The 24,206-nt window shown below is 69.0% G+C and carries 27 protein-coding genes and 1 tRNA gene; 18 read left to right on the forward strand and 10 right to left on the reverse strand.

What is annotated here, in order from left to right; translation table 11 throughout:
* Positions 1-610: 610 nt before the first annotated feature.
* Positions 611-871, reverse strand: coding sequence for a hypothetical protein (locus ACFYZ8_RS00545; RefSeq protein WP_359030525.1), 261 nt, complete (start codon positions 869-871; stop codon positions 611-613).
* Between the two features lie 337 nt (positions 872-1,208).
* Here ACFYZ8_RS00545 and ACFYZ8_RS00550 point away from each other — a divergent pair, with 337 nt between their 5' ends.
* The gene (locus ACFYZ8_RS00550; RefSeq protein WP_388542023.1) at positions 1,209-3,578 is read left to right on the forward strand and encodes an immune inhibitor A domain-containing protein; all 2,370 of its coding nucleotides are present in this window, start codon (positions 1,209-1,211) and stop codon (positions 3,576-3,578) included.
* A 113-nt stretch (positions 3,579-3,691) separates the two neighbouring features.
* Positions 3,692-4,036: a hypothetical protein gene (locus ACFYZ8_RS00555; RefSeq protein WP_359030523.1), complete on the forward strand. Its 345-nt coding sequence runs from the start codon at positions 3,692-3,694 to the stop codon at positions 4,034-4,036.
* A gap of 36 nt (positions 4,037-4,072) precedes the next feature.
* On the opposite strand, the gene ACFYZ8_RS00560 is transcribed toward ACFYZ8_RS00555, so the two are convergent.
* Both ACFYZ8_RS00560 and ACFYZ8_RS00565 read right to left on the reverse strand, forming a co-directional pair.
* Positions 4,073-4,660, reverse strand: a complete 588-nt coding sequence (locus ACFYZ8_RS00560) for an isochorismatase family protein (protein ID WP_359030522.1) — start codon at positions 4,658-4,660, stop codon at positions 4,073-4,075.
* Between the two features lie 98 nt (positions 4,661-4,758).
* Positions 4,759-6,105: a nicotinate phosphoribosyltransferase gene (locus ACFYZ8_RS00565; RefSeq protein WP_388542019.1), complete on the reverse strand. Its 1,347-nt coding sequence runs from the start codon at positions 6,103-6,105 to the stop codon at positions 4,759-4,761.
* A 58-nt stretch (positions 6,106-6,163) separates the two neighbouring features.
* On the opposite strand from ACFYZ8_RS00565, the gene clpS reads away from it, so the two are divergent.
* The 8 genes from clpS (at position 6,164) to ACFYZ8_RS00605 (ending at position 11,946) form a co-directional block, all read left to right on the forward strand.
* Positions 6,164-6,481 (forward strand): ATP-dependent Clp protease adapter ClpS, encoded by a 318-nt coding sequence (clpS, locus tag ACFYZ8_RS00570; protein WP_007382360.1) that lies wholly within the window; start codon positions 6,164-6,166, stop codon positions 6,479-6,481.
* A gap of 12 nt (positions 6,482-6,493) precedes the next feature.
* Complete coding sequence (locus ACFYZ8_RS00575) at positions 6,494-7,096, forward strand: DUF2017 domain-containing protein (RefSeq protein ID WP_359030519.1); 603 nt, start codon at positions 6,494-6,496, stop codon at positions 7,094-7,096.
* Between the two features lie 342 nt (positions 7,097-7,438).
* Complete coding sequence (locus tag ACFYZ8_RS00580) at positions 7,439-8,890, forward strand: amino acid permease (protein WP_388542015.1); 1,452 nt, start codon at positions 7,439-7,441, stop codon at positions 8,888-8,890.
* A gap of 69 nt (positions 8,891-8,959) precedes the next feature.
* On the forward strand, positions 8,960-9,382 hold the full coding sequence (locus tag ACFYZ8_RS00585) for a M67 family metallopeptidase (protein ID WP_359030517.1): 423 nt from the start codon (positions 8,960-8,962) through the stop codon (positions 9,380-9,382).
* A 39-nt stretch (positions 9,383-9,421) separates the two neighbouring features.
* The gene (locus ACFYZ8_RS00590) at positions 9,422-10,438 is read left to right on the forward strand and encodes a LacI family DNA-binding transcriptional regulator (protein ID WP_359030516.1); all 1,017 of its coding nucleotides are present in this window, start codon (positions 9,422-9,424) and stop codon (positions 10,436-10,438) included.
* Positions 10,439-10,526: 88 nt separating this feature from the next.
* On the forward strand, positions 10,527-10,622 hold the full coding sequence (locus ACFYZ8_RS00595; protein ID WP_356021866.1) for a putative leader peptide: 96 nt from the start codon (positions 10,527-10,529) through the stop codon (positions 10,620-10,622).
* Positions 10,623-10,710: 88 nt separating this feature from the next.
* On the forward strand, positions 10,711-10,989 hold the full coding sequence (locus tag ACFYZ8_RS00600) for a MoaD/ThiS family protein (protein ID WP_007382355.1): 279 nt from the start codon (positions 10,711-10,713) through the stop codon (positions 10,987-10,989).
* A gap of 6 nt (positions 10,990-10,995) precedes the next feature.
* Positions 10,996-11,946 (forward strand): cysteine synthase, encoded by a 951-nt coding sequence (locus ACFYZ8_RS00605; RefSeq protein ID WP_359030515.1) that lies wholly within the window; start codon positions 10,996-10,998, stop codon positions 11,944-11,946.
* A gap of 1 nt (position 11,947) precedes the next feature.
* On the opposite strand, the gene ACFYZ8_RS00610 is transcribed toward ACFYZ8_RS00605, so the two are convergent.
* Complete coding sequence (locus ACFYZ8_RS00610; protein WP_359030514.1) at positions 11,948-12,400, reverse strand: type II toxin-antitoxin system PemK/MazF family toxin; 453 nt, start codon at positions 12,398-12,400, stop codon at positions 11,948-11,950.
* A gap of 234 nt (positions 12,401-12,634) precedes the next feature.
* Here ACFYZ8_RS00610 and ACFYZ8_RS00615 point away from each other — a divergent pair, with 234 nt between their 5' ends.
* Entirely contained in the window at positions 12,635-13,387 is a 753-nt protein-coding gene (locus ACFYZ8_RS00615) for an MBL fold metallo-hydrolase (protein ID WP_359030513.1), read from the forward strand.
* A 72-nt stretch (positions 13,388-13,459) separates the two neighbouring features.
* Here ACFYZ8_RS00615 and ACFYZ8_RS00620 read toward each other — a convergent pair whose 3' ends face one another.
* A complete protein-coding gene (locus ACFYZ8_RS00620; protein ID WP_388542008.1) occupies positions 13,460-14,767 on the reverse strand; it encodes a PTS transporter subunit EIIC in 1,308 nt (435 codons plus the stop codon).
* Between the two features lie 103 nt (positions 14,768-14,870).
* Positions 14,871-16,163 carry a PTS transporter subunit EIIC gene (locus tag ACFYZ8_RS00625; RefSeq protein WP_359030511.1) on the reverse strand — a complete coding sequence of 431 codons (1,293 nt, stop codon included), beginning with the start codon at positions 16,161-16,163 and terminating at the stop codon, positions 14,871-14,873.
* A gap of 126 nt (positions 16,164-16,289) precedes the next feature.
* On the opposite strand from ACFYZ8_RS00625, the gene ACFYZ8_RS00630 reads away from it, so the two are divergent.
* The 4 genes from ACFYZ8_RS00630 (at position 16,290) to rdgB (ending at position 18,483) form a co-directional block, all read left to right on the forward strand.
* Entirely contained in the window at positions 16,290-16,523 is a 234-nt protein-coding gene (locus ACFYZ8_RS00630) for a glucose PTS transporter subunit EIIB (protein WP_123989592.1), read from the forward strand.
* A 47-nt stretch (positions 16,524-16,570) separates the two neighbouring features.
* Positions 16,571-17,308, forward strand: a complete 738-nt coding sequence (rph, locus tag ACFYZ8_RS00635; RefSeq protein ID WP_388542004.1) for a ribonuclease PH — start codon at positions 16,571-16,573, stop codon at positions 17,306-17,308.
* 145 nt (positions 17,309-17,453) lie between these two features.
* Positions 17,454-17,858: a hypothetical protein gene (locus ACFYZ8_RS00640; protein ID WP_388542002.1), complete on the forward strand. Its 405-nt coding sequence runs from the start codon at positions 17,454-17,456 to the stop codon at positions 17,856-17,858.
* A gap of 22 nt (positions 17,859-17,880) precedes the next feature.
* Positions 17,881-18,483: an RdgB/HAM1 family non-canonical purine NTP pyrophosphatase gene (rdgB, locus tag ACFYZ8_RS00645; RefSeq protein ID WP_388541999.1), complete on the forward strand. Its 603-nt coding sequence runs from the start codon at positions 17,881-17,883 to the stop codon at positions 18,481-18,483.
* 44 nt (positions 18,484-18,527) lie between these two features.
* Here rdgB and ACFYZ8_RS00650 read toward each other — a convergent pair.
* Together ACFYZ8_RS00650 and ACFYZ8_RS00655 are read right to left on the reverse strand one after the other, a co-directional pair.
* Positions 18,528-18,612 (reverse strand) — tRNA-Leu (locus ACFYZ8_RS00650).
* Positions 18,613-18,666: 54 nt separating this feature from the next.
* Positions 18,667-19,554, reverse strand: a complete 888-nt coding sequence (locus ACFYZ8_RS00655; RefSeq protein WP_359030507.1) for an HNH endonuclease — start codon at positions 19,552-19,554, stop codon at positions 18,667-18,669.
* 208 nt (positions 19,555-19,762) lie between these two features.
* On the opposite strand from ACFYZ8_RS00655, the gene ACFYZ8_RS00660 reads away from it, so the two are divergent.
* Positions 19,763-20,269, forward strand: a complete 507-nt coding sequence (locus tag ACFYZ8_RS00660) for a GNAT family N-acetyltransferase (RefSeq protein WP_388541995.1) — start codon at positions 19,763-19,765, stop codon at positions 20,267-20,269.
* Here the strand turns inward: ACFYZ8_RS00660 and bcp are convergent.
* Entirely contained in the window at positions 20,250-20,717 is a 468-nt protein-coding gene (gene bcp / locus ACFYZ8_RS00665) for a thioredoxin-dependent thiol peroxidase (protein ID WP_359030505.1), read from the reverse strand. The genes ACFYZ8_RS00660 and bcp overlap by 20 nt on opposite strands.
* A 93-nt stretch (positions 20,718-20,810) precedes the next feature.
* On the opposite strand from bcp, the gene ACFYZ8_RS00670 reads away from it, so the two are divergent.
* Together ACFYZ8_RS00670 and ACFYZ8_RS00675 are read left to right on the forward strand one after the other, a co-directional pair.
* Positions 20,811-21,140, forward strand: a complete 330-nt coding sequence (locus ACFYZ8_RS00670; protein WP_359030504.1) for a DUF3618 domain-containing protein — start codon at positions 20,811-20,813, stop codon at positions 21,138-21,140.
* Positions 21,141-21,184: 44 nt separating this feature from the next.
* Positions 21,185-21,535 (forward strand): co-chaperone GroES, encoded by a 351-nt coding sequence (locus ACFYZ8_RS00675; protein ID WP_123761009.1) that lies wholly within the window; start codon positions 21,185-21,187, stop codon positions 21,533-21,535.
* A gap of 75 nt (positions 21,536-21,610) precedes the next feature.
* Here the strand turns inward: ACFYZ8_RS00675 and ACFYZ8_RS00680 are convergent, their stop codons facing one another.
* Positions 21,611-24,034, reverse strand: a complete 2,424-nt coding sequence (locus tag ACFYZ8_RS00680; protein ID WP_388541989.1) for a transglycosylase domain-containing protein — start codon at positions 24,032-24,034, stop codon at positions 21,611-21,613.
* Positions 24,035-24,206: the final 172 nt, after the last annotated feature.

Raw genomic sequence — 24,206 nt, forward strand, 5'->3', positions numbered from 1 at the left:
TGGGCGGTCCGGTGTCTGTGGGTGGCCGACGGGTGTCGGGCAGGGCCCGAGCTGTCTCTCCGCGCTGACTGATCCGGATACCGGGAGTTGCCCCGGCACGCTGCCGAGCGTCTTTCTCCCGGCCGACTTTGGAACCCGCCGCGCTGACGCCCGGCGCGGCGGCCTGGTGGCTCTGCCGGGCCTTGGGGGGCGGCGGTGTCTGTGGGTGGCCGACGGGTGTCGGGCAGGGGCCGAGCCGTCTCTCCGGGCTGACTGGTCCGGATACCGGGAGTTGCCCCGGCACGCTGCCGAGCGTCTTTCTCCCGGCCGACTTTGGAACCCGCCGCGCTGACGCCCGGCGCGGCGGCCTGGTGGCCGTGCCGGGCCCTGGGTGGTCCGGTGTCTGTGGGTGGCCGACGGGTGTCGGGCAGGGCCCGAGGCAGGGCGCCGGGGGCCGGCGTACCGTCGAACGCCGTCCCTCCGGTCGGTCTTGGAACCCGCCCCCGCTGGCACGTCCACAGGGTCCAGGAACCGTGGGCGACGGAGACAGTCACCCATGTCTCCGGGACAGCGGGGGCAGCCCGGGCGTACCGGGCCCGGCCCGCGGCACCCGGTTCAGCCGACGCAGTGTTCAGGCAGCGGTCTTGGAGCTCGTGGCCGCGGCCGGTACGGGCTCTTCCGCCGCGTGTTCCACGGGCCTGCTCACCGCGACGACGCGGGGCTTGGGCTGGGGCACCGTCATGGCGACCAACAGGCCGAGGGCGAGCGCCGAGACGGCGATGACCGCTGTCCCCACGGCCGAACTCGTCTGTGACAGCAGCAGCATGGCGAGCGTCGAGAAGATGACGGTGATCGAACCGTAGGCGAGCTGTGCGGCGGTCGGACGAGGCATGGCAATCGTGTCCTCGGAATTGGGGGTCCACGGGGGGTGTCGGCCTGGCATTCCGCCGACACCCGGGCGTTCCGCCAATCGACTCTAATCGGCTGTCTGCCCGAGTGGAACGAACGGTAAGCGTGACCTAACCAACAGTGCCGGTGCACAGGGGGCGCACGGAGTCATGACGTCCACCACGTGGACGGCCGCACGCGCCTGTCGGGTGACCGTCACGCGTCCGCAATGCGAACACCGGCTCCCAATAATGCACTTGTCGCGTCCAAGTCAAGGTCTGTCTTTTCTCCTCAAACTTTAGTCAAATACCGGTCACTTGCCTGATAGGGGAGAGGTACAAGTGACAGACAGATCCTGGACGTTCAGGACGGCAGCGACGGTCGTGGCGATAGCCGCGGCCTCGGCCACGTTCTCCACGTTCGCCGTGGCGCAGGCCGCCGACAACTCCACCGGAACCTCCGCCGGGACCTCGGCGGTCGACCGGCAGGACCCGCAGCCGGCGAAGGCCAGGGAGCACGACTTCGACGGCCCGCTGACCAAGACCCAGGAGGCGCAGCGGAAGGAGGCGCTCGACCAGGTCATATCCGGGGACGCGGCGGTGAGGAACCGCGACGGCTCCCAGGTGGTCGAGCTCAAGGGCCGCAAGGGCGACAGCAAGTACGTCGAACTCGGCCGTGAGAAGACCGACAAGATCTTCACCATCCTGGTCGAGTTCGGCGACAAGGTCGACCCCCGCTACGGCGGCACGCCCGGCCCGCTGCACAACCAGATCGCCCAGCCGGACCGCAAGAAGGACAACAGCACGGCCTGGCAGGCGGACTACAACCAGGCGCACTTCCAGGACCTCTACTTCGGCACCGGCAAGAAGACCGAGTCGCTGAAGAAGTACTACGAGAAGCAGTCCTCGGGCCGCTACTCGGTCGACGGCGAGGTCACCGACTGGGTCAAGGTGCCCTACAACGAGGCCCGTTACGGCTCCAACAAGTGCGACCCCGACAACTGTGCCTGGTACGCGGTCCAGGACGGCGTCAACGCCTGGGTCGCCCAGCGCGAGGCCGCCGGGGACACCCCCGCCGAGATCAGCGCGGAACTGGCCGAGTTCGACCAGTGGGACCGCTACGACTTCGACGGCGACGGCAACTTCAACGAGCGCGACGGCTACATCGACCACTTCCAGATCGTGCACGCCGGCGAGGACGAGTCCGCGGGCGGCGGCGCGCAGGGCGAGGACGCCATCTGGGCGCACCGCTGGTACGCCTTCGCCAGCGACTCCGGCGCCACCGGCCCGGCCGGCAACAAGCTCGGCGGCACCCAGATCGGCGACACCGGCGTCTGGGTCGGCGACTACACCATCCAGCCGGAGAACGGCGGCCTGGGCGTCTTCGCCCACGAGTACGGCCACGACCTCGGCCTGCCCGACGAGTACGACACCTCGGGCGGCGGCGAGAACTCCACCGGCTTCTGGACGCTGATGTCCTCCGGTTCCTGGCTCGGCACCGGCAAGGAGTCCATCGGCGACCTGCCCGGCGACATGAACGCCTGGGACAAGCTCCAACTGGGCTGGCTCGACTACGACGTGGCCACGGCCGGCAAGCGCTCCGCCCACAAGCTGGGCGTCGCGGAGTACAACACCAAGAACCCGCAGGCGCTCGTGGTCCAGCTGCCGAGGAAGACGGTCACCACCCCGGTGGTCACCCCGGCGCAGGGCGCGACCCAGTGGTGGAGCGGCAGTGGCAACGACCTGCGCAACACCCTGACCCGCCCGGTCGACCTGACCGGAAAGTCCTCGGCGGCGCTGACCCTCGCCGGCTGGTGGGACATCGAGAAGGACTTCGACTACCTCTACACCGAGGTCTCCACCGACGGCGCCAACTGGACGCCGATCGACGGCACTCTGGCCGACGGCACCGCCATCCCGCGCGACGGCAGTGACAAGCCCGCCCTGACCGGCTCGGTCGACGCCCACCAGAAGCTGACCTTCCCGCTGAACGCCTACGCGGGCCAGAAGATCCAGCTGCGCTTCCGCTACGCCACCGACGGCGGGGTCGCCCTGAAGGGCTTCACGGCCGACGAGATCACGGTGACCGCCGACGGCGCGACCCTGTTCTCCGACAACGCCGAGACGGCGGACGCCGCCTGGGCCGCCAACGGCTTCTCGCGCATCGGCGCCTCCATCACGGACGACTACGCGCAGTACTACCTCGCCGAGAACCGCCAATACGTGTCCTACGACAAGGTGTTGAAGGTCGGCCCGTACAACTACGGCTTCTCGAAGACCCGTCCGGACTGGGTGGAGCACTACGCCTACCAGAACGGCCTGTTGATCTGGAAGTGGGACACCTCCCAGGCGGACGACAACACCAGCCAGCACCCGGGCGAGGGTCTGATCCTCCCGGTCGACTCCCACCCGACCGCGCTGAAGTGGTCCGACGGCACGCTGATGCGCAACCGCATCCAGGCCTACGACTCCACCTTCAGCTGGTACCCGACGGACTCGGTCACGCTGCACAACGCCGACGTCCCGACGAAGATCAAGTCCAAGCCGGGCGTCCCGGTCTTCGACGACGGCACGTCGAGCTACTACGACGCGTCGAACCCGTTCGCCGGTGTCAACATCACTGACACCGACACCCGGATCAAGATCGTCAAGGAGCCCCTGGACGGCTCGATGATCACGCTCCAGGTCGGACCTTCGGCCAAGAAGAAGTAAAACCGCAGGTCAGAAGCGTATCGGCGGCAACCCCTGGCGGGTTGCCGCCGATCGTGTTTAGGTGCGTCCTGTGGCTTCCTTATTGACACCGACGCACACGGGGGTGTGACCGCATGGCCGCAGGAGGTTTCTGCAAGCTGCCGAACGGCAGGGTGGTGGTGGCGCTGAACCTGCCCCGCCCGCCCGCCGACGGCTACGGCGACGTGCGGGTGCTCGTCCACGCCCAGAACCGGGCGCGCGCCCTGACCAGGCTGCGCAACCTGGGGCTGCGCGCGGTGTACCTGCGCGGCAACGGCGCGCCCCCGACCCCGGACGAGGTCACCGCCGTACTCCACCACCCGGACGGGCTGATATGGCGAACCGCCCCCGACAACGCTGTCGTGGGCGGTCCCGAGCTGGCCCAGGAACTGTGGCATCCGATCAGATCACTGCTGAGGAGGCCGACGGCACGGGCCTGAGGCCGCCGGCCCTGCCCTGGATCCGAACGACAGGCCCTAGACGACCGGCTTCCCGGACAGCTCCACGCCCGCCTCCCGCAGCTCCTCGATCGCCCGCTCGGTCGTCGCCTCGGCGACCCCGGCGGTGAGGTCGAGGAGGACCTGCGTACGGAAGCCCTCCCGGGCCGCGTCCAGCGCGGTGGCCCGTACGCAGTGGTCCGTGGCGATCCCGACCACGTCCACCTCCGTCACCTCCCGCGCCCGCAGCCAGTCGGCCAGCGTCACGCCGTTCTCGTCGGCGCCCTCGAACCCGCTGTACGCCGCCGCGTACGCCCCCTTGTCGAAGACCGCGTCGATCGCCCCCGAGGCGACGGCGGGCGCGAAGTTCGGGTGGAAGCCGACCCCCTCGGTCCCGGCGACGCAGTGCGCGGGCCAGGAGTGCACGAAGTCGGGGTTGTCGGCGAAGTGGCCGCCGGGGGCGATGTGGTGGTCCCGGGTGGCCACCACGTGCTGGTAGCCGGAGCCCGCCGCCTGCCCGATCAGCTCGGTGACGGCGGCGGCCACGTCGGCCCCTCCGGCCACCGCGAGACTGCCTCCCTCGCAGAAGTCGTTCTGCACGTCGACGACGATCAAGGCGCGGCGCATGGTGGGTGTCCTTCGACTAAGAGTGAACTTACGAGCCTAGAGACTTCGGGGACCGTGCGGGAGGGGGCATTGCGGGGCGCGTTCGGGGCGACAGCCGACTAGCTACCCGTGCGCGCGTTGACATACTCCGTCGGAATGACGGGCTCCCCGCGCGAGAGCTGGGTCGCCGACAGCGGCAGGTTGGCCCGGGCGGCGGCATGCCGGTCCCGTACGACGTCCAGCGGCTCGCGGGCGACGACCTCGCCGCTCTTGACCAGCTCCACCAGCAGCTGCCGGTCCGCGAGCTCCGCCGGGACCGGCCCGGTGCCCACGACCTCGGCCTCCGCGATGCCCTCCGCGTCCAGCCGCCGGGCCGCCCACTTGCGGCCGCCGACCGAGCTCTTGCCCCCGGACGACTTCTTCGCGACCGGGATCAGCGGCGCCTTCGGGTCGTCGGACTCGGCGCGCGCGACCAGCTTGTAGACCATCGAGGCCGTCGGGTGCCCGGACCCGGTCACCAGCTGGGTGCCGACGCCGTACGCGTCCACCGGGGCCGCGGCCAGCGAGGCGATGGCGTACTCGTCGAGGTCGGAGGTGACGATGATCCGCGTCCCCTTCGCGCCCAGCTCGTCCAGCTGCTGCCGCACCCGGTGCGCGACCAGGAGCAGGTCGCCGGAGTCGATGCGCACGGCCCCCAGCTCGGGCCCGGCCACCTCGACGGCCGTACGGACGGCCTCGGTGACGTCGTACGTGTCGACCAGCAGGGTGGTGTTCCGGCCCAGCGAGTCCACCTGGGCCTGGAAGGCGTCCCGCTCCTGGTCGTGCAGCAGGGTGAAGGCGTGGGCGGAGGTGCCCACCGTCGGGATGCCGTAGCGGAAGCCGGCGGCGAGGTCGGAGGTGGTGGCGAAGCCGCCGACGTAGGCGGCGCGGGCGGCGGCCACGGCGGACAGCTCGTGGGTGCGGCGGGCGCCCATCTCGATCAGCGGCCGGTCACCCGCGGCCGAGGACATCCGGGAGGCGGCCGCGGCTATCGCGGAGTCGTGGTTGAGGATCGAAAGGATCACGGTCTCCAGCAGCACGCACTCGGCGAAGGAGCCCTCGACCCGCATGATCGGCGAGCCCGGGAAGTACACCTCGCCCTCCGGGTAGCCCCAGATGTCGCCGCTGAAGCGGTAGGAGGCGAGCCAGTCCAGGGTCTCCTCGTCGACGATGGAGCGCTCGCGCAGGAAGCCGAGGACGTCCCCGTCGAAGCGGAAGTTCTCCACCGCGTCCAGGACGCGGCCGGTGCCCGCGACGACGCCGTAGCGCCGCCCTTCCGGCAGCCGCCGGGTGAAGACCTCGAACACGCTGCGCCGTTCGGCGGTACCCGCCTTCAGGGCGGCCTGCAGCATGGTCAGCTCGTACTGGTCCGTGAAGAGCGCCGTCGAGGGAACGTCCACCGGCAGCCCAAGGTCCGCTGTGTTCATAACAAGAGATGCTACCCCACTTCGCGTCAGTGTGACGATTTGTGGAGTGCGTGGCAGCATGGGCCGTGTGACGTCACCCGCTCCCGTAGAGATCGAACGCACCGAGTCGGCGGAAGAGGTCTTCGCCGTACCCGAGCCGGACGTCCCCTGGGTCACGATCGTCCACAACGACCCGGTCAACCTCATGAGCTACGTGACCTACGTCTTCCAGACCTACTTCGGCTACTCGAAGGACAAGGCCACCAAACTGATGCTCGACGTCCACCACAAGGGCCGGGCGGTCGTCTCCAGCGGATCCCGCGAGGAGATGGAACGCGATGTGCAGGCCATGCACGGCTACGGTCTGTGGGCCACCCTCCAGCAGGACCGGAAGTAGCGACACACCCTGATGCCAGGAACCTTCGAACCGCTCCCCGGCGGCGGCGCGGCCGTCGCCCTCGACGACGTCGAGATCTCCATCATCCGGTCGCTGGCCGTCCAGCTCCTGGAACTCATCGGCCCCGGGCCCGCCGAGGACGCCCCCGACGACCCGCTCGCCGAGCTCTTCGCCGAGGGCCCGAGCGAGCCGCCCTCCGACCCGGTGCTCAAGCGGCTCTTCCCGGACGCCTACAGCGACCCCGAGGGCACGCCCCAGGCCGAGGAGGCCGAGGAGCAGCGGGCGTACTCCTCGGAGTTCCGCCGCTTCACCGAGAACGACCTGCGGGCCGGCAAGCGCGAGAACGCCCTCGCGGTGGTCCGCTCCCTGGACGCGCTGCACTCCGCGGGCGACGGCGGGGCGGTCCTCAAGCTGTCCGCCGGCGAGTCCCAGCAGTGGCTCGGCGCCCTCAACGACCTGCGGCTCGCCATCGGCTCCCGCCTCGACATCACCGACGAGGAGGACACCGACCTCCTCTACCGGCTGCCGGACGAGGACCCCCGTAAGCCGATGGTGATGGCGTACCTGTGGCTGGGCGGTCTCCAGGAGACCCTGGTGACGACCCTTATGCCGTGACATGTGACGGTTTTGTGCCCGGTTTTCGACGGTGACGTGTTCGCTCAGAGGACGCTCAAATCCGGATAACGATCATGTCACCGTGATGGCCGCGTATGCCCGCCGCAGGTGCTCTTTGTCCCCTTCTCCCTGTGGTCCGCGTCACATCCCACCCCGGTGATCACTGTTGCGGCCGTGATAAATCTTCACGACCGCCCGGCGAACACCACCCGTATGTTCAGCCGGGTGCGCCACAGCGCCGACGACCGTCGGCCTGGCACCACTCCATCAATCCGGGGGGATCGAGAACCGGTCCGAGGCCGACGAGAGGCCCGGTCCGGTATGGAGAAAGGCGCACCACCAATGACCTCCGCTCAGGTCGAAGACAAGGGCTCAGGCCAGGAGAAGGCCCCGAACGCGTCCGAAGAGGGGTACGAGCGCGGACTCGGCAGCCGCCAGGTCCAGATGATCGCGATCGGCGGCGCCATCGGCGTCGGCCTCTTCCTCAACGCCGGGGCGAACATCGCCAAGGCCGGTCCGAGCCTCATCCTGATGTACGCCGTCGCCGGCGTGATCATCTTCTTCATCATGCGGGCCCTCGGTGAGCTGCTGCTCTACCGCCCGGTCTCGGGCTCCTTCGCGGAGTACTCCCGCGAGTTCCTCGGCCCGTTCTTCGGCTACTTCACCGGCTGGACGTACTGGCTGCTGTGGGTCGTCACCGGTATGGCCGAACTCACCGCCGCCGCGATCTACGTCAACTACTGGTTCCCGGCCGTCCCGCAGTGGACGACAGCTCTGGTCTTCCTGGTCGTCCTGTTCGTGGCGAACCTGATCTCGGTGAAGCTGTTCGGCGAGATCGAGTTCTGGTTCTCGATGATCAAGGTCACCGCCCTCATCGGCATGATCGTGATCGGCCTCGGCGTCCTCACCTTCGGCTTCAGCGCGGCCGGCGACACCGCCGCGGTCTCCAACCTCTGGGCCTTCGACGGCTTCTTCCCCAAGGGTGTCGGCTCGTCCCTCATGACCCTCCAGGGCGTGATGTTCGCCTACCTCGCCGTCGAGCTGGTCGGCGTCACCGCGGGTGAGTCCGAGAACCCCGAGAAGACCCTCCCCAAGGCGATCAACACCCTGCCCTGGCGGATCGGGCTCTTCTACGTCGGTGCCCTCACCGTCATCCTGTGCGTGGTCAAGTGGACCGAGTTCGCGGCCGGCGTCAGCCCCTTCGTGAAGGCGTTCGCCGTGATCGGCATCCCCGCGGGCGCCGGCATCGTGAACTTCGTCGTCCTCACCGCGGCCCTGTCCTCCTGCAACTCCGGCATGTACTCCACGGGCCGCATGCTGCGCACCCTGGCCGACAGCGGCGAGGCCCCGCAGGCCTTCAACAAGCTCTCCGTCACCCGCACCCCGGCGCTGGCCATCACGGTCTCCGTGCTCTTCATGGGCATAGGCGTGGTGCTGAACTACGTCGTGCCGGAGAAGGCCTTCGGATACGTCGTCTCGGTCGCGACCGCGGCGGGCATCTGGACCTGGCTGATGATCCTGGTCAGCCATGTGCGCTACCGGCGTGAGGTCGTGGCGGGGCGTCTGCCCGCCTCCCCCTTCCCGGCACCCGGCGGCTCGGTCGGCAGCTGGATCGCCATCGTGTTCCTGCTCTTCGTGACCGGCCTGATCGCCTACGACGCCGAGTCCCGCGTCTGCCTGTACGTGATGGCCGGATGGGCCGTGGCGCTGGGGATCGGCTGGGCCGTCCTGAAGACCCGCAACCCGCAGATCGCCAACCGGCGTGAGCCTGAGTTCGAGAAGGTCGGCGGCTAGATCGTCCGGCATATGGGCCGTCCCGTACCGATCCCCGGTACGGGACGGCCCTCTGCTTATCCTTTCGGCATGCTGACCATCACCCAGGCCCTCGTCGACCAGATCGTCGCGCACGCGCGCAAGGACCACCCCGACGAGGCGTGCGGAGTCGTCGCCGGGCCCGCGGGGTCCCACCGGCCCGAGCGCTTCATCCCCATGCTCAACGCGGCCATGTCGCCCACGTTCTACGAGTTCGACTCCGGCGACCTGCTCAAGCTCTACCGCGAGATGGACGACCGCGACGAGGAGCCGGTGGTCATCTACCACTCCCACACCGCGACCGAGGCCTACCCGTCCCGCACCGACATCTCCTACGCCAACGAGCCCGGCGCCCACTACGTCCTCGTCTCCACCGCCGACACCGACGGCCTCGGCGACTTCCAGTTCCGCTCCTACCGGATCGTCGACGGCGAGGTCACCGAGGAAGAGGTGGAGATCGTCGCCGCGTACTAGTCTCGTACGCACGATCAACTTCCCGTATCGGAGCAGGTGTTGACGCGGCACGCGAACGGACGACGGCCCACCCTGGAGGATGTCGCACGGCGCTCGGGGGTGTCGAGGTCCACGGTCTCCCGGGTGATCAACGGCGAGCCCAGAGTGCGTGCCGAGGTCGTCGAGCAGGTCCGGCAGGTGATCGCCGAACTCGGCTACGTGCCCAACCAGGCCGCCCGCCAGCTCGTCACCCGCCGCACCGGTGCCGTCGCCGTGGTCGCCAGCCGGCCGCAGAACCGGCTCTTCCTCGATCCGTTCTTCGACTGCCTGCTGCGCGGGGTCCGCCGCGAACTCGCCGAGCACGGTTCCCAGGCCGTCCTGCTCTTCCTGGACGAACCCGACGACCACACCCGCGTCGCCGACTACCTCGGCGGCGGCCATGTCGACGGCGCCGTGCTGTTCTCCCTGCGCCCCGGCGACCGGCTGCACGAGATGGCCGACCGGCTCGACATCCCGGTCGTCTTCGGCGGCCGCCCCCTGCTGCGCGACGGCGACACCGCCCACGCCTACGTCGACGGCGACAACCGCGGAGGAGCCCGGCAGGCCGTCCGGCACCTGGTCTCCCTGGGCCGCACCCGCATCGCCACCGTCACCGGCCCCCACGACCAGGAGCACTCCGCCGCCGAACGGCTCGCCGGATACCGGGACGTCCTGCCGGACGCCCCGCCCGAGCTGACCGAACGCGCCGACTACACCGAGCAGGGCGCCGCCGACGCCATGGCCGCGCTCCTCGACCGCTGCCCCGCCCTGGACGCCGTCTTCGTCGCCTCCGACCTCATGGCCGCCGGCGCCCTGCGCACCCTGCGGGAGTACGGCCGCCAGGTCCCCGACGACGTCGCCGTCATCGGCTTCGACGACCTGACCGCGATCAGCGAGTCGACCGACCCGCCGCTGACCACCGTCCACCAGGACGTCGGGCTGATGGGCCGGCTGATGGCCCGCCTGCTCTTCGACCGGCCCGCGCAGCCGTCCTCGGTGGTCGTGCCCACCGGACTGGTCCTGCGGCGGTCCGCCTGAGCTGCCGTATCTCAGTCAGCGGCCGGATTACGTCCACATGGTGGGATCACATTCCAGGACCCGGATGGGGAATCGATACGATGAGCCCATGGTTCTGAATGACGTGAGCGAGAAGGCGCCGGGCATCCTGCTCGTGGCGCGGCTGCACGTCGACCTGTGCAGGCTGAACAGCGCCATCTGTTGACATTCCCTGCCGCCGTACGGCCGTGAGCCGCGGCGCGCGTCGTCGTGCGCCCACCGACCAGAACACTTCCCGACAGGAGCCCGCAACCATGGCCATCGAGGTCCGCATCCCGACCATCCTCCGCACCTACACCGACGGCCAGAAGGCGGTGGAGGGCAACGGGAACACCCTCGCCGAGCTCTTCGCCGACCTCGAGACCCGGCACGCGGGCGTCCAGGCCCGCATCGTGGACGGCGGTGAGCTGCGCCGCTTCGTCAACGTCTACCTGAACGACGAGGACGTCCGCTTCCTCGACGGCATCAACACCAAGCTCACCGACGGCGACAACGTCACGATCCTGCCGGCCGTGGCCGGCGGCATGGCCTGATCGTCGATGCGTTACGACTCCCCGCTGGCCGCGGTGGGCAACACCCCTCTGGTGCGCCTGCCGCGGCTCTCGCCGTCCGCCGACGTCCGCATCTGGGCCAAGCTGGAGGACCGCAACCCCACCGGCTCCGTCAAGGACCGCCCCGCCCTGCACATGATCGAGCAGGCGGAGAAGGACGGCCGTCTGACCCCGGGCTGCACGATCCTGGAGCCGACCTCCGGCAACACCGGCATCTCCCTCGCGATGGCGGCCAAGCTCAAGGGCTACCGGATCGTCTGCGTGATGCCCGAGAACACCTCGCAGGAGCGCCGGGACCTGCTCGCCATGTGGGGCGCCGAGATCATCTCCTCGCCCGCCGCGGGCGGCTCCAACACCGCCGTACGGGTCGCCAAGGAGCTCTCCGCCGAGCACCCCGACTGGGTGATGCTCTACCAGTACGGCAACCCCGACAACGCGGGCGCCCACTACGCCACGACCGGCCCGGAGATCCTCGCCGACCTCCCCTCGATCACCCACTTCGTCGCGGGCCTCGGCACCACCGGCACCCTGATGGGCGTCGGCCGCTACCTGCGCGAGCACAAGCCGGACGTGAGGATCGTCGCCGCCGAACCGCGCTACGACGACCTGGTGTACGGGCTCAGGAACCTCGACGAGGGCTTCGTACCCGAGCTGTACGACGCGTCCGTCCTCACCACCCGTTTCTCCGTCGGCTCGGCGGACGCGGTCACCCGCACCCGTGAGCTCCTCCAGCAGGAGGGCATCTTCGCGGGCGTCTCCACCGGCGCCGCCCTGCACGCGGCGATCGGCGTCGGCAACAAGGCGCTGAAGGCGGGGGAGTCCGCCGACATCGTCTTCGTCGTGGCCGACGGCGGCTGGAAGTACCTGTCGACCGGCGTCTACACGGCGGCGACGACGGAGGAAGCGATCGAGACCCTGCAGGGCCAGCTCTGGGCCTGACCTAGGTCGCCAGGTGACGGACCTGGTCCCACAGGACCGGGTCCACCACCCCCGCCTTGCGCCGGAAGTCCCCCACGGCCACCTGACGCAGTTCGTCCGTCTCCAGGAAGCTCGCGCGGCCCTGAGCGTCGCCCACCGAGCCCGGAGGCAACGGGATCACCCCGGCCCGCTCGTCGTGGTACTTGCTGGTGATCTTCGCGACCGTCGCCCGCCGGCCGTGCACCGCCAGCACCAGACACGGCCGGTCCTTGGCCCCCGGCCCGTCCTCGTACGGCACCTGCGCCCACCAGATCTCGGCGGGCCGCGGCCGCACCCCCGTCGTACGCCCGGACGGCCGAGTCGTACGGTCCGCACGCCCCCGGGGCCGATGCCCCCGCCCCCACCCGTCCACGAGCGTGGCGACGAGCGCGAGCAGTACCACCGCCGCGAGCGCGAGCCACCAGGACGTGTCCATGAGGACGACGTTACCGGCGCGCGAACTGCCCCGCGCGCCCTCTGTTGAACCCGTGATCCCTCTCTCACCTCCCACACGCCCCCGGTCCAGCCGAACCGGTGACAGCACAGGTGAGTTCGCCCACAACAGACCTTGGCGGAGGAGCGACCGGAGGTTTTGCGCCTTACGCTCGACGGACCGCACGACCCCCGTCCCTATCCCAGAAACAGTCCCGCCCGCGGAGGTTTCTTTTTTATGAAGCTCACCGTCGTCGGCTGCTCGGGGTCGTTCCCGTCCGCGGAATCGGCCTGCTCGAGCTACCTCGTCGAGGCCGACGGCTTCCGGCTGCTTCTCGACATGGGCAACGGTGCCCTTGGCGAGCTGCAGCGCCACTGCGGTCTCTACGACCTCGACGCGATCTTCCTCAGCCATCTGCACGCCGACCACTGCATCGACATGTGCGCGTACTTCGTCGCGCGCTACTACCGCCACGACGGCGGCCGCTGCGACCCCCTCCCGGTCTACGGCCCCGAGGGCACCGAACACCGTCTGACCACGGCCTACGCCGACACCCCCACCGCCTCCTCCATGAGCGAGGTCTTCGACTTCCACACGGTCAAGCCGTCCACCTTCGAGGTCGGCCCGTTCACGGTGCACACCGAGCGCGTGGCGCACCCTGTGGAGGCGTACGGCATCCGCGTCGAACACGGCGGCAAGTCGCTGACGTACTCCGGTGACACGGGCCTGAGCCCCGCCCTCACCGAACTCGCCCGCGACACCGACCTGTTCCTGTGCGAGGCCGCCTTCACGCACGGCAAGGAAGACATCCCCGACCTGCACCTCAACGGCCGCGAGGCGGGTGAGACGGCGACCCGGGCAGGCGCCCGCCGTCTGGTCCTCACCCACATCCCGCCGTGGACCGACCCCCAGGTCAACCTCGCCGACGCGCGCGCGGTGTTCGACGGCCCGGTGTCCCTGGCGACGCCGAGGGAGTCGTACGAGATCTGACGCCCACGGCACGACGAAGGCCCCCGGAGCGGTTCAGGGCTCCGGGGGCCTTCGTCGTGCGTCAGCCGGCTGTCACGCCTTGGTGAGGTCCTCGACCTCCTCCTCGGGCTCGCGGCCGGGGGTGGGGAGGTTGAACTTGACGATGGCGAAGCGGAAGACGACGTAGTAGATCGCGCCGAAGACCAGGCCGACCGGGATCAGCAGCCAGGGCTTGGTGGAGATGCCCCAGTTGATGAACACGTCGATGAAGCCGGCCGAGAAGCTGAAGCCCATGTGCATGCCCAGCGCCCAGGTGACGGCCATCGAGACCGCCGTCAGCACCGCGTGGATGGCGTAGAGCACCGGGGCGATGAACATGAAGGTGAACTCGATCGGCTCCGTGATGCCCGTGAAGAACGAGGTCAGGGCCATCGACATCATCATGCCCAGCACCGCCTTGCGGCGCTCGGGGCGGGCCGAGTGCGCGATGGCGAGGGCGGCGGCGGGCAGGCCGAACATCATGATCGGGAAGAAGCCGGTCATGAACATACCGGCGGTCGGGTCGCCGCCGAAGAAGCGCGGCAGGTCACCGTGGAAGGTGGTGCCCGCGGAGTTGGTGAACTCGCCGATCTGGAACCAGGCCACGGAGTTGACGAACTGGTGCATGCCGATCGGGATCAGCGCGCGGTTGATGAGACCGAAGAGAGCGGAGCCGAAGGAGCCGAGACCGGTCATCCACTCGCCGAAGTTCGTGATGACGTCGCCGATGGGCTCCCAGCCCAGGACGACCAGGACACCGAGGATCGTGCCGACGGCGGCCGTGATGATCGGGACGAGCCGGCGCCCGTTGAAGAAGCCGAGCCAGTCGACGAGCTGCTTGCGGTGGTAGCGCTGCCAGAGCACGGCCGTCAGCAGACCGAGGATGATGCCGCCCAGCACGCCCGGGTTCTGGAAGCTCGCGGTCGTCGCGGCCTCGGTGCCCTTCTGCCAGAAACCGCCGCCGAGACCGGTCGCCGTGTAGGTGGCGCCCTCGTGCCCGTCCTTGATCGGGTACTGGTGGATCACCGCGTAGTAGGCGAGGAAGCCGACCACCGCGGCCAGCGCCGTCGAGCCGTCGGACTTCTTCGCGAAGCCGATGGCCACGCCTATGCAGAACAGCAGAGGCAGACCGAAGGAGCTGTCCAGCAGGGCGCCGCCGGCACCGGCGAACACCTTCGCCACGTCGGCGGGTATGTGGAATCGCTCCTGGGAGTCCGCTTGGCCGAGGCGCAGCAGGATGCCCGCCGCCGGCAACACGGCGATCGGGAGCTGCAGGCTGCGGCCTACCTTTTGGAGGCCCTGGAAAAGGCCTGATCCCCACTTCTTGGTGGGCGCCGCCGAGGGCGCGGTGGCGGTGCTCATAACGCTTCCTCCATCGGGTGGTGGTCTACACCACTCAGTGGTGTAGACCTGTTGTACACGATGGGGGCGTTATAAGGAACCCGTCAGTTCCGCAACCGGAGGACTACACCTTGGTGACGTCCTCGACCTCCTCCTCCGGCTCCCGGCCCGGCGTCTTCAGGTCGAACCTCGTGATCGCGAACCGGAAGATCACGTAGTAGAGGGCCGCGAACCCCAGCCCGATGGGGATGATCGCCCAGGGCCTCGTCGCCAGGTTCCAGTTGATGATGTAGTCGATGAGACCGGCCGAGAAGCTGAAGCCGTCATGCACCCCGAGCCCCCACGTCACCGCCATCGACACACCCGTCAGCACCGCGTGCACCGCGTACAGCAGCGGCGCGATGAACAGGAACGAGTACTCGATCGGCTCGGTGATCCCCGTCACGAACGACGTCAGCGCCACGGAGAGCATCAGACCCGCCACCTCCTTGCGACGGGCCGGCTTCGCGCAGTGCGTGATCGCCAGCGCCGCCGCCGGCAGCGCGAACATCATGATCGGGAAGAACCCCGAGGTGAACTGCCCCGCGTTCGGATCGCCCGCCAGGAACATGTTGATGTCACCGTGCACCTCGGTCCCGTCCGGCTTGGTGTACGTCCCGAACTGGAACCAGATGGGCACGTTCAGGAACTGGTGCAGCCCGATGACGAGCAGCGCCCGGTTCGCGACACCGAACAGACCCGCACCCCACGCCCCGGCGTCCTTCAGCCAGTCGCTGAAGTTCTCCAGCCCGTCACCGATCGGCGGCCACACCCACAGACACAGCGCGGCGAAGACGATCGCGACGAACGCCATGATGATCGGGACGAGCCGGCGCCCGTTGAAGAACCCGAGCCAGTCCACCAGCTTGGTGCGGTGGTACCGCTGCCAGAAGAACGCCGTCAGCAGCCCCATCACGATGCCGCCGAACACCCCGGGGTTCTGGTACGTGAACGCCACCACCGTGTGGTCCACCGCCGCCTGGCACCCGATGCCCGGCACCGCCTTCGCCCCGCTCGGACAGTCCTCGGGGAACTGCCTCAACACCGTGAAATAGACCAGGAATCCGGCCACCGCCGCCAGCGCCGTCGACCCGTCCGACTTCTTCGCCATCCCGATGGCCACACCCACGCAGAACAGCAGCGGCAGCCCCAGCTGGCCGTCGAGCAGCGCGCCGCCCGCACCCCCCATCACCTTGGAGACGTTCGTCCAGCCAAGACCGTCGTCCCCGAACACGTCCGGCTGGCCGAGCCGGTTGAGGATGCCCGCCGCCGGCAGGACGGCGATGGGAAGTTGCAGACTGCGGCCCATCTTCTGCAGTCCCTGGAACGCCGACTGCCACCGTCGGCGCGCGGGTGAGATCTCCGTCTCCGAACTCATCAGTTGGCGACCGCCTGTCGGGTGGTGTAGACCAGTCACGGACGATTGGAAGCTGTGACGTCATCTTTCGGTACGTACAGCGCGATCGCCCGCGAAGTTGGGCCGACTGTGCATGAGGAGAAGGACATGGCCACCAAGGCAGAGAAGATCGTCGCCGGACTCGGCGGCATCGAGAACATCGAAGAGGTCGAGGGCTGCATCACCCGCCTGCGCACCGAGGTCGTCGACGCGGGCAAGGTCGACGAAGCCGCCCTCAAGGCCGCCGGCGCCCACGGAGTCGTCAAGATGGGCACCGCGATCCAGGTCGTCATCGGCACCGACGCCGACCCGATCGCCGCCGAGATCGAGGACATGATGTGAACTGAGCGCGCCGAACGCCCACCCGGGAGGCCGATAGGCTCAACGCCATGTCTCGAATCGACGGCCGCACCCCCGAACAACTCCGCCCGGTCACCATCGAACGCGGCTGGAGCAAGCACGCCGAGGGCTCCGTCCTCGTCTCCTTCGGCGACACGAAGGTCTTCTGCACCGCCTCCGTCACCGAAGGCGTCCCCCGCTGGCGCAAGGGCAGCGGCGAGGGCTGGGTGACCGCCGAGTACTCCATGCTGCCCCGCGCCACCAACACCCGCGGCGACCGCGAGTCGGTCCGCGGCAGGATCGGCGGCCGCACGCACGAGATCAGCCGCCTCATCGGCCGCTCCCTGCGCGCGGTCATCGACTACAAGGCACTCGGCGAGAACACCATCGTCCTGGACTGCGACGTCCTCCAGGCCGACGGCGGCACCCGCACCGCCGCCATCACCGGCGCCTACGTCGCCCTCGCCGACGCCGTCGCCTGGGCCCAGGGCAAGAAACTGATCAAGGCGGGCCGCCAGCCGCTGACCGGAACCGTGAGCGCGGTCTCCGTCGGCATCGTCGGCGGAGTCCCCCTCCTCGACCTCCGCTACGAGGAGGACGTGAAGGCCGACACCGACATGAACGTCGTCTGCACCGGCGACGGCCGCTTCGTCGAGGTCCAGGGCACCGCCGAGGCCGAACCCTTCGCCCGCGAGGAGCTCAACTCCCTCCTCGACCTCGCCGTCCTCGGCTGCTCCGAACTCGCCGTCCTGCAGAACAAGGCGCTCGACACGGTCCTCGAAAGGTAAAGGGACCGCCAAGAACGGTGGCCGGCGCGCGCAACCCGACCGGCCGTCCCGGCGTCTTCGGGAGTACGGGCGCCCGCTGTGCACAACGGGCGCCCGGCCAGTCAACGGGGGCCTCCTCAGGCCTGCCACAGGGAGGAACAGATCCATGGCCGCGAGCCGACGCCGCCGTAGTCGCCGTATCACCATCGCCGCCGCGGTGGCCGCCGTAGCACTCACGGCCGGCCTCACCACCGGCTGCGACGCGGTCAGCAAGGCACTGGACTGCGTCCAGACCGCCGAGGCCGTCGCCGACAGCGTCACCGACCTCCAGCAGGCCGTGGAGAACGCGTCGAACGACCCCACCCAGATCGACGAGGCCCTCACCTCCATCGACCAGAACCTCGACGAGATCGGCGACAAGACCGACAACGCCGACGTCAACAAGGCGGTCGACGACCTCAGCGCGGCCGTCACCAACGTCCGCACCGCCGTCAAGAACGGCGACGAGACCCCCGACCTGAGCCCCATCACCGACGCCGCGGGCGAGTTGACGAAGGTCTGCACCCCCTGACCCGCGCTGGATACTGGTGGGCATGACCCGCCTGATCCTCGCCACCCGCAACTCCGGGAAAATCACCGAGCTCCACGCGATCCTCGCCGACGCAGGCCTGCCCTTCGACCTCGTCGGCGCGGACGCGTACCCCGAGATCCCCGACGTCAAGGAAACCGGCGTCACCTTCGCCGAGAACGCCCTGCTGAAGGCCCACGCCCTCGCCCAGGCGACGGGACTGCCGGCGGTCGCCGACGACTCGGGCCTGTGCGTCGACGTGCTGCACGGCGCCCCCGGCATCTTCTCGGCCCGCTGGGCAGGCAAGCACGGCGACGACAAGGCCAACCTCGACCTGCTCCTGGCCCAGCTCTCCGACATCGCCGACGAACACCGCGGCGCCCACTTCGCCTGCGCGGCGGCCCTGGCCCTCCCGGACGGCACGGAGCGCGTGGTCGAGGGCCAACTACGAGGCGTCCTCCGTCACACCCCCACCGGCACGAACGGCTTCGGCTACGACCCGATCCTCCAGCCCGACGGCGACACCCGGACCTGCGCCGAACTCACAGCGGAGGAGAAGAACGCGATCAGCCACCGGGGGAAGGCGTTCCGGGCGCTGGTGCCGGTGGTGCGGGAGCTGTTGGGCTGAGAAAGCCGGAGGGGCCGCCCTGCCAGGGCGGCCCCCTTGATGCGTGCGGCCGGTGGGACTCGAACCCACACGGGTGTTAACCCACTGGGACCTAAACCCAGCATGACTGCCAAATTCCATCACGGCCGCTCAAAAACGGTCATCACGCGTGACCGGCAGCGTTCAGTGTACGCGTTCGGTACGTCACGCGACGAGGGAGGTTTTCCCCTTCTGGCGACACCACGTCTCCGTCAACGCGTGACAGTTGGGGCACAGATACCGGAGATTTTCCCGGCGATTGTCCCGCCAGTCTCCGTTGACGTGGTCGATTTGCAGCGTGATCGACCGGCCCAGCCACTCGCCTGTGTTACCGCAGGTCTCGCATGAATACGGCACTCCCATCTCTGTCAGTGCGCGGTGAAGCTGGGATCTGTTGGTCCGCCCGGCGTCGGAGGGCAGGATGACAAGAACTCGCTGCGCGATGGGCTCGGGTGCCGGACGCTCCGGTTGCGCCCACGCCCGGCGCTTGAAGTGGCTCGTGTCGAGGCCGAGTCGAGCCGCCGCTCGTCGGACCCTCCGGTGATTCGTGTCGTTGACGTCCAGGCCGAGGCCGCGCATCACGTCGGCGTAACTCGTGGAGTTGCGGACGAGGTCACGGAGCCTGTCCTCGGGGATCAGTACACGTTGGTGTGAGAAGTGTTCCGTGCTGATGCTCCGGGCGCGCATCATGCGGTGCAGAGTCGCACGGGACCGGCTGTCGTCCGGTACACCGAGGGCTCGAGCAACGCCGCGCACGCTGGTAGCCGCTGCTGCTGCCGCCCTGAGTTCTTCAGTGGTGAAAGGCAGCTCCAAGTCGGCTTGGTTGATGCCCGGGAAGTGGCTGATGTCGATGTCGGCGGCATGAATGCGGCGGCGAATGTGAGACAGGGTGCCGGTGGCTGGAGTGGCCCCCAGCTTCAATGCCACTTCGCGCAGTGAGGACGACGCGGCGGCAGCTTCGGCGATGGCGGCATCCGGGTACTTGCGCCAAGCGCTGCGTTTGATGAAGTGACTGGTGTCGAGCCCGTGCTCCGTAACCTTCCCCTGCAGCACGCGCCGTTGTCCTCCGCTCGCCGTCAGCCCGAGCCTCCGCATGAGATCGGTCCAGTTGCGTGACTCGGCTACGGCTGATGCGAGCTGTTCCTTTGTGTATGAGTTCCGCACGTCCATCGCCCTCTCGTTCTCGGCCGCATGTTCGCAACCTCGTACGGAGTAACGAACTGCCTATCCGACAGTCACGCCCGTTATGTAAAGCTCAGACATGACCGCGGATCCGAGTCTTCGAGAAGCCACCCCCGCCGACCGCCCCGTCCTCGACCGGCTCTGGCTCATGTTCCAGCACGACATGTCCGAGTTCGTCGGGGGAGTGCCGAACCCTGACGGGAGTTTTCGGAGTGAGCGGCTGGAGGCGGCCTTCTCCGACTCCGGCGACTGGGCGCCGTATGTGATCGGGCTCGGTGACCGGCCCGTCGGGTTTGTCCTGGTGCGGGGGCTCGGGCGGGCCACCCGTGTGCTCAACAGCTTCTTCGTGGTGCGGGGTGTGCGGCGTGCCGGGGTCGGGCTGTGGGCCGTGCGGGAGGTGGTGGCGCGGTGTCCGGGGGCGTGGGAGGTCGCGTTTCAGGAGGGCAACGCGAGGGCTGTGCGGTTCTGGCGGCGGGTCGGCGAGGAGATCGCGCCCGGGGCCTGGACCGAGGAGCGCAGGCCGGTGCCCGAGCGGCCCGACCTGGCTCCCGACTGCTGGATCTCGTTCAGATACCCAGGTCCTTGATGATCTTCGCCACGTGGCCCGTCGCCCGCACGTTGTACAGGGCGCGTTCGACCTTGCCCTGTTCGTCCACGATGATCGTGGAGCGGATGACGCCCATGTAGGTCTTGCCGTAGTTCTTCTTCTCGCCGTAGGCCGCGTAGGCCTCGGTGACGGTTTTCTCCGGGTCGGCCAGGAGGGTGACCTTCAGGGACTCCTTCTCGCGGAACTTCGCCAGTTTCTCCGGGGCGTCCGGGGAGATGCCGATGACGTCGTAGCCCGCGCCGGCCAGCACCTCCAGGTTGTCGGTGAAGTCGCAGGCCTGCTTGGTGCAGCCGGGGGTCAGGGCGGCCGGGTAGAAGTAGACGATGACCTTGCGGCCCTTGTGGTCCGACAGGGAGACCTCGTTGCCGTCGGCGTCGGGCAGGGTGAAGGCGGGGGCCACGTCCCCGGGCTGGAGTCGCTCGCTCATTGGGTCAGCGTAACCGGGGGTCCTGACAGTGCGGTCGCGCGCGGAACTGACAGACTGTCCAGGACAACCAGAAGCGATCCCGGAGGCCCCACCGTGGCGGACACGTCGGACATCAGAACCCCGGCGCAGATCGAGGCGGACATCAAGCGCCGCCGCGAACTACTGGCCGAGACGCTCGACGAGATCGGGGTGCGGGTGCACCCCAAGACGATCGTCGGCGACGCGAAGGCCAAAGTCGTCTCCAACATCGACCACACGCTCGGGCGGGCGTACGTCTCCGTCAACAAGGCCGTCACCGAGGTGAAGGCCCAGTTCGTGGACGAGGAGGGGGCGCCCCGCCTGGAGCGCGTGGTGCCCGTCGCCCTCGTCGCCGTGGGACTCGTGGGGCTGCTCGCCCTGGGCACCCGGCGCCGCAAGGGCTGACCCGGCCTCGTACACGGGCGCCGAAGACAGGTAGGTTCAGTGGCGTGAGCGCCAAGAGAAACGACACCCCGCACGACAAGCTGCCCATCCGGATGCTGCACGACCGCGTGCTCGTGCGGCAGGAGAACGGTGAGGGCGAGCGGCGGTCGGGTGGCGGCATCCTGATTCCCGCCACCGCGGCCGTCGGGCGCCGGCTGGCCTGGGCCGAGGTCGTCGCCGTGGGGCAGAACGTACGGACGGTGGAGCCAGGGGACCGGGTGCTGTACGACCCGGAGGACCGGGCCGAGGTCGAGGTCCGCGGGACGGGTTACGTCCTCATGCGTGAGCGTGATCTGCACGCGGTGGCGGCCGACCGGTTCGAGGGCTCCGAGGACTCGACCGGCCTGTACCTGTAGGCACGCCTTCGTAGTTCAGGAAGGGGCCGGTGACGCCAGTCACCGGCCCCTTCCGCCGTGCCGCGCGCGGGACGGTCAGTCCCGTCCGGACGTGGTCACCAGGCCCGCGCCCTCCGTGGTCGCCCCGCCGCTCGGTGTGTCTCCGGTGGTTCCCCCGGCCGGGTCGCCTGTCGTGCCGCCGTCGGTCGTGGTGCCGCCGTTCGTCGTGCCCCCGGTGGTCCCGCCGTTCGTCGTGCCGCCGGTGGTGCCGCCGCCGGTGGTCGGGTCCCCGGTCGTGCCGCCCGTCGTGGCGCCGCCGCCGGTGGTGGTCGTACCGCCGTTGTCCTGGCCCTGGGTCTGTCCCTGGGTCTGCCCCTGGTTCTGGCCCGGGGTCTCCTGGCCGCCGGTGGTGTCGCCGGTGGTGCCGCCGTTGTCCTGGCCCCCGGTGGTCGGGTCGACCGGCGCCTGGGAGCTCGGGGCCTGGTTCTCGGCGCCCGGCTGGAGTTCGAGGTCGAAGTCGGTGACCGGCTTCCCCTTGAGGGCGGCCTTGGTGTACTGCGCCCAGATCTCGGCGGGCGGCCCGCCGCCGTTGACGCGCTCCAGGCCCATCGCGCCGTACAGCGACTTGTGCGCGGCGGTGACCGGGTCCTGGCCCATGACGGAGACGACGGTGGCGAGGTCGGGGGTGTAGCCGGCGAACCAGGCCGCGGTGTCCTCCTCGGCGGTGCCGGTCTTGCCCGCGGCGGGGCGGTCGGCGCCCTGGGCGGCGGTGGCGGTGCCGTTCTCGACGACGCTCTGCAGGATCGAGGTGGTGGTGTCGGCGGCCTCGCGGCTGACGGCCTGCTTGGTCTTCTCCTCGGGCAGTTCGACGGTGGCCGCGCCGTCCTTGGTGATCTTGTCGATCATCGTGTACGTGCCGTGCCGGCCGTGGTTGGCGAGGGTGGCGTAGGCCTCCGCCATGTCGAGGACGCTCGCGGTGTTCACACCGAGCGCGATGGACGGGGACGCCGTCAGGTCCGGGGTGTCGGAGGGGATGCCCAGGTCGATCGCGGTCTGCTTGACCTTGTCGGAGCCGACGTCCACGGCCATCTGCGCGTACACCGAGTTGACGGACTTGTCGGTGGCCTCGCGGACGGTGATCTCGCCGTAGGAGCCCTGGTCCTCGTTCTCGGGGGCGTAGCTGCCGCCGCTCCAGCCGACCACCGGGCGCTTGTTGGTGCCGTCGTAGTAGGTGTTCGGGGTGATGGGCCGGCCGTCCTGCGTCTCGGAGTCGTTCTGGACGGCCGAGGCGAACACGATGGGCTTGAAGATGGAGCCGACCTGGAAGTCGCCGCGGGTCGCGCCGTTCGTGTACTGCTTGACGTAGTCGATGCCGCCGTACATCGCGACGACCTTGCCGGTCTTCGGGTCGACGGAGGCGCCGCCCGCGCGGACGTAGTTGTCGGCCTTGTTGTTCTTCTTGTCGAGCTTCTTCATCACCTGGTCGTTCACCGCCTTCACGAAGGCGTCCTGCTTGGTCTTGTCCAGGGTGGTGGTGATGCGGTAGCCGCCGGCCTCCAGCTCGTCCGCGGTGACGATCTTGTTGCTGGTGAGGTAGTCCTTGATGGCCTGCACGATGTAGCCGCGCTGCCCGGACAGGCCGGTGGAGACGGTCTGCTCCTTGGGCATCGGGAACTTCAGGCCGGTGCGCGCGGACTGGGTCAGCCAGCCCTTCTTGACCATGCCGTCGAGGACGTAGTTCCAGCGGGCCTGGGCGGCCGCCTTGTTCTCGGGGTGGGCGACGACGTCGTACTCGCTGGGCGCGTTGACCAGCGCGGCGAGGTAGGCGGCGCGGGCCGGGTCGAGGTCGACGGCGTCCATGCCGTAGTAGGCCTGGGCGGCGGCCTGGATGCCGTACGCGTTGCGGCCGAAGAAGCTGGTGTTGAGGTAGCCCTCGAGGATCTCGTCCTTGGACTTCTCGCGGTCCAGCTTGATCGAGATGAAGAACTCCTTGGCCTTGCGGGTGACGGTCTGTTCCTGGGCCAGGTAGTAGTTCTTCACGTACTGCTGGGTGATCGTCGAGCCGGACTGCTTGCCCTTGCCGGTGGCGGTGTTCCAGCCGGCGCGCAGCATGGCCTTCGGGTCGATCGCGGACTCCGAGTAGAAGTCGCGGTCCTCGGCGGCCAGTACGGCGTGCTGGGCGTCCTTGGAGATCTGTGCGAGGGAGACGTTCTCGCGGTTGACCTCGCCGTCGCGGGCGAGCTGGCTGCCGTCGGCGTAGAGGAAGACGTTGGACTGCTTCATGGCGAGCGCGTTGGCAGGCGGGATCTTGACCATGGAGTAGCCGAGGAAGAACAGGCCGGCCAGGACGATCAGTCCGAGGACGAAGGTGCCCAGCACCATGCGCCAGGTCGGGATCACCCGTCGCCAGCCGGTGCGCTTGGGCCGCTTGGCCTTCTTCTTCCCGCCGGGCTCTTCAGCCGCCTGCGGGTCTCCGGGTGCCCAGGCCTCGGTCGTCGGCTGCTGCGGCTGGTCGCTCATCTCGTGCACGGACTCCTGTTTCGCGTCGTACGTTCCCGTACGACCTCGTACGCCTTCTGCGTCCCCTGTTGAAGACTCTCGCACCCCGCGTTCCGTTCCCGGATATGGCGCGCGTCTCGCCCGGAAAATGGGTGGCCCGCCCCGTCACCTGCGCACTAGGCTCCTGCGCTTT

The sequence above is a fragment of the Streptomyces sp. NPDC001668 genome, from assembly GCF_042893155.1.
GTDB lineage: Bacteria > Actinomycetota > Actinomycetes > Streptomycetales > Streptomycetaceae > Streptomyces.

Bases quoted from the DNA above. Each gene is read 5' to 3' on its own strand.
- clpS (WP_007382360.1), top strand. From the start codon at position 6,164: ATGGGCCGTGTGACGTCACCCGCTCCCGTAGAGATCGAACGCACCGAG.
- bcp (WP_359030505.1), bottom strand. From the start codon at position 20,717: ATGAGCGAGCGACTCCAGCCCGGGGACGTGGCCCCCGCCTTCACCCTG.
- ACFYZ8_RS00610 (WP_359030514.1), bottom strand. From the start codon at position 12,400: ATGGACACGTCCTGGTGGCTCGCGCTCGCGGCGGTGGTACTGCTCGCG.
- ACFYZ8_RS00555 (WP_359030523.1), top strand. From the start codon at position 3,692: ATGGCCGCAGGAGGTTTCTGCAAGCTGCCGAACGGCAGGGTGGTGGTG.
- ACFYZ8_RS00600 (WP_007382355.1), top strand. From the start codon at position 10,711: ATGGCCATCGAGGTCCGCATCCCGACCATCCTCCGCACCTACACCGAC.
- ACFYZ8_RS00605 (WP_359030515.1), top strand. From the start codon at position 10,996: ATGCGTTACGACTCCCCGCTGGCCGCGGTGGGCAACACCCCTCTGGTG.
- ACFYZ8_RS00640 (WP_388542002.1), top strand. From the start codon at position 17,454: ATGGCCGCGAGCCGACGCCGCCGTAGTCGCCGTATCACCATCGCCGCC.
- ACFYZ8_RS00620 (WP_388542008.1), bottom strand. From the start codon at position 14,767: ATGAGCACCGCCACCGCGCCCTCGGCGGCGCCCACCAAGAAGTGGGGA.
- ACFYZ8_RS00565 (WP_388542019.1), bottom strand. From the start codon at position 6,105: ATGAACACAGCGGACCTTGGGCTGCCGGTGGACGTTCCCTCGACGGCG.
- ACFYZ8_RS00560 (WP_359030522.1), bottom strand. From the start codon at position 4,660: ATGCGCCGCGCCTTGATCGTCGTCGACGTGCAGAACGACTTCTGCGAG.
- rph (WP_388542004.1), top strand. From the start codon at position 16,571: ATGTCTCGAATCGACGGCCGCACCCCCGAACAACTCCGCCCGGTCACC.
- ACFYZ8_RS00625 (WP_359030511.1), bottom strand. From the start codon at position 16,163: ATGAGTTCGGAGACGGAGATCTCACCCGCGCGCCGACGGTGGCAGTCG.
- ACFYZ8_RS00585 (WP_359030517.1), top strand. From the start codon at position 8,960: ATGCTGACCATCACCCAGGCCCTCGTCGACCAGATCGTCGCGCACGCG.
- rdgB (WP_388541999.1), top strand. From the start codon at position 17,881: ATGACCCGCCTGATCCTCGCCACCCGCAACTCCGGGAAAATCACCGAG.
- ACFYZ8_RS00545 (WP_359030525.1), bottom strand. From the start codon at position 871: ATGCCTCGTCCGACCGCCGCACAGCTCGCCTACGGTTCGATCACCGTC.
- ACFYZ8_RS00595 (WP_356021866.1), top strand. From the start codon at position 10,527: ATGGTTCTGAATGACGTGAGCGAGAAGGCGCCGGGCATCCTGCTCGTG.
- ACFYZ8_RS00680 (WP_388541989.1), bottom strand. From the start codon at position 24,034: ATGAGCGACCAGCCGCAGCAGCCGACGACCGAGGCCTGGGCACCCGGA.
- ACFYZ8_RS00630 (WP_123989592.1), top strand. From the start codon at position 16,290: ATGGCCACCAAGGCAGAGAAGATCGTCGCCGGACTCGGCGGCATCGAG.
- ACFYZ8_RS00575 (WP_359030519.1), top strand. From the start codon at position 6,494: ATGCCAGGAACCTTCGAACCGCTCCCCGGCGGCGGCGCGGCCGTCGCC.
- ACFYZ8_RS00615 (WP_359030513.1), top strand. From the start codon at position 12,635: ATGAAGCTCACCGTCGTCGGCTGCTCGGGGTCGTTCCCGTCCGCGGAA.
- ACFYZ8_RS00580 (WP_388542015.1), top strand. From the start codon at position 7,439: ATGACCTCCGCTCAGGTCGAAGACAAGGGCTCAGGCCAGGAGAAGGCC.
- ACFYZ8_RS00660 (WP_388541995.1), top strand. From the start codon at position 19,763: ATGACCGCGGATCCGAGTCTTCGAGAAGCCACCCCCGCCGACCGCCCC.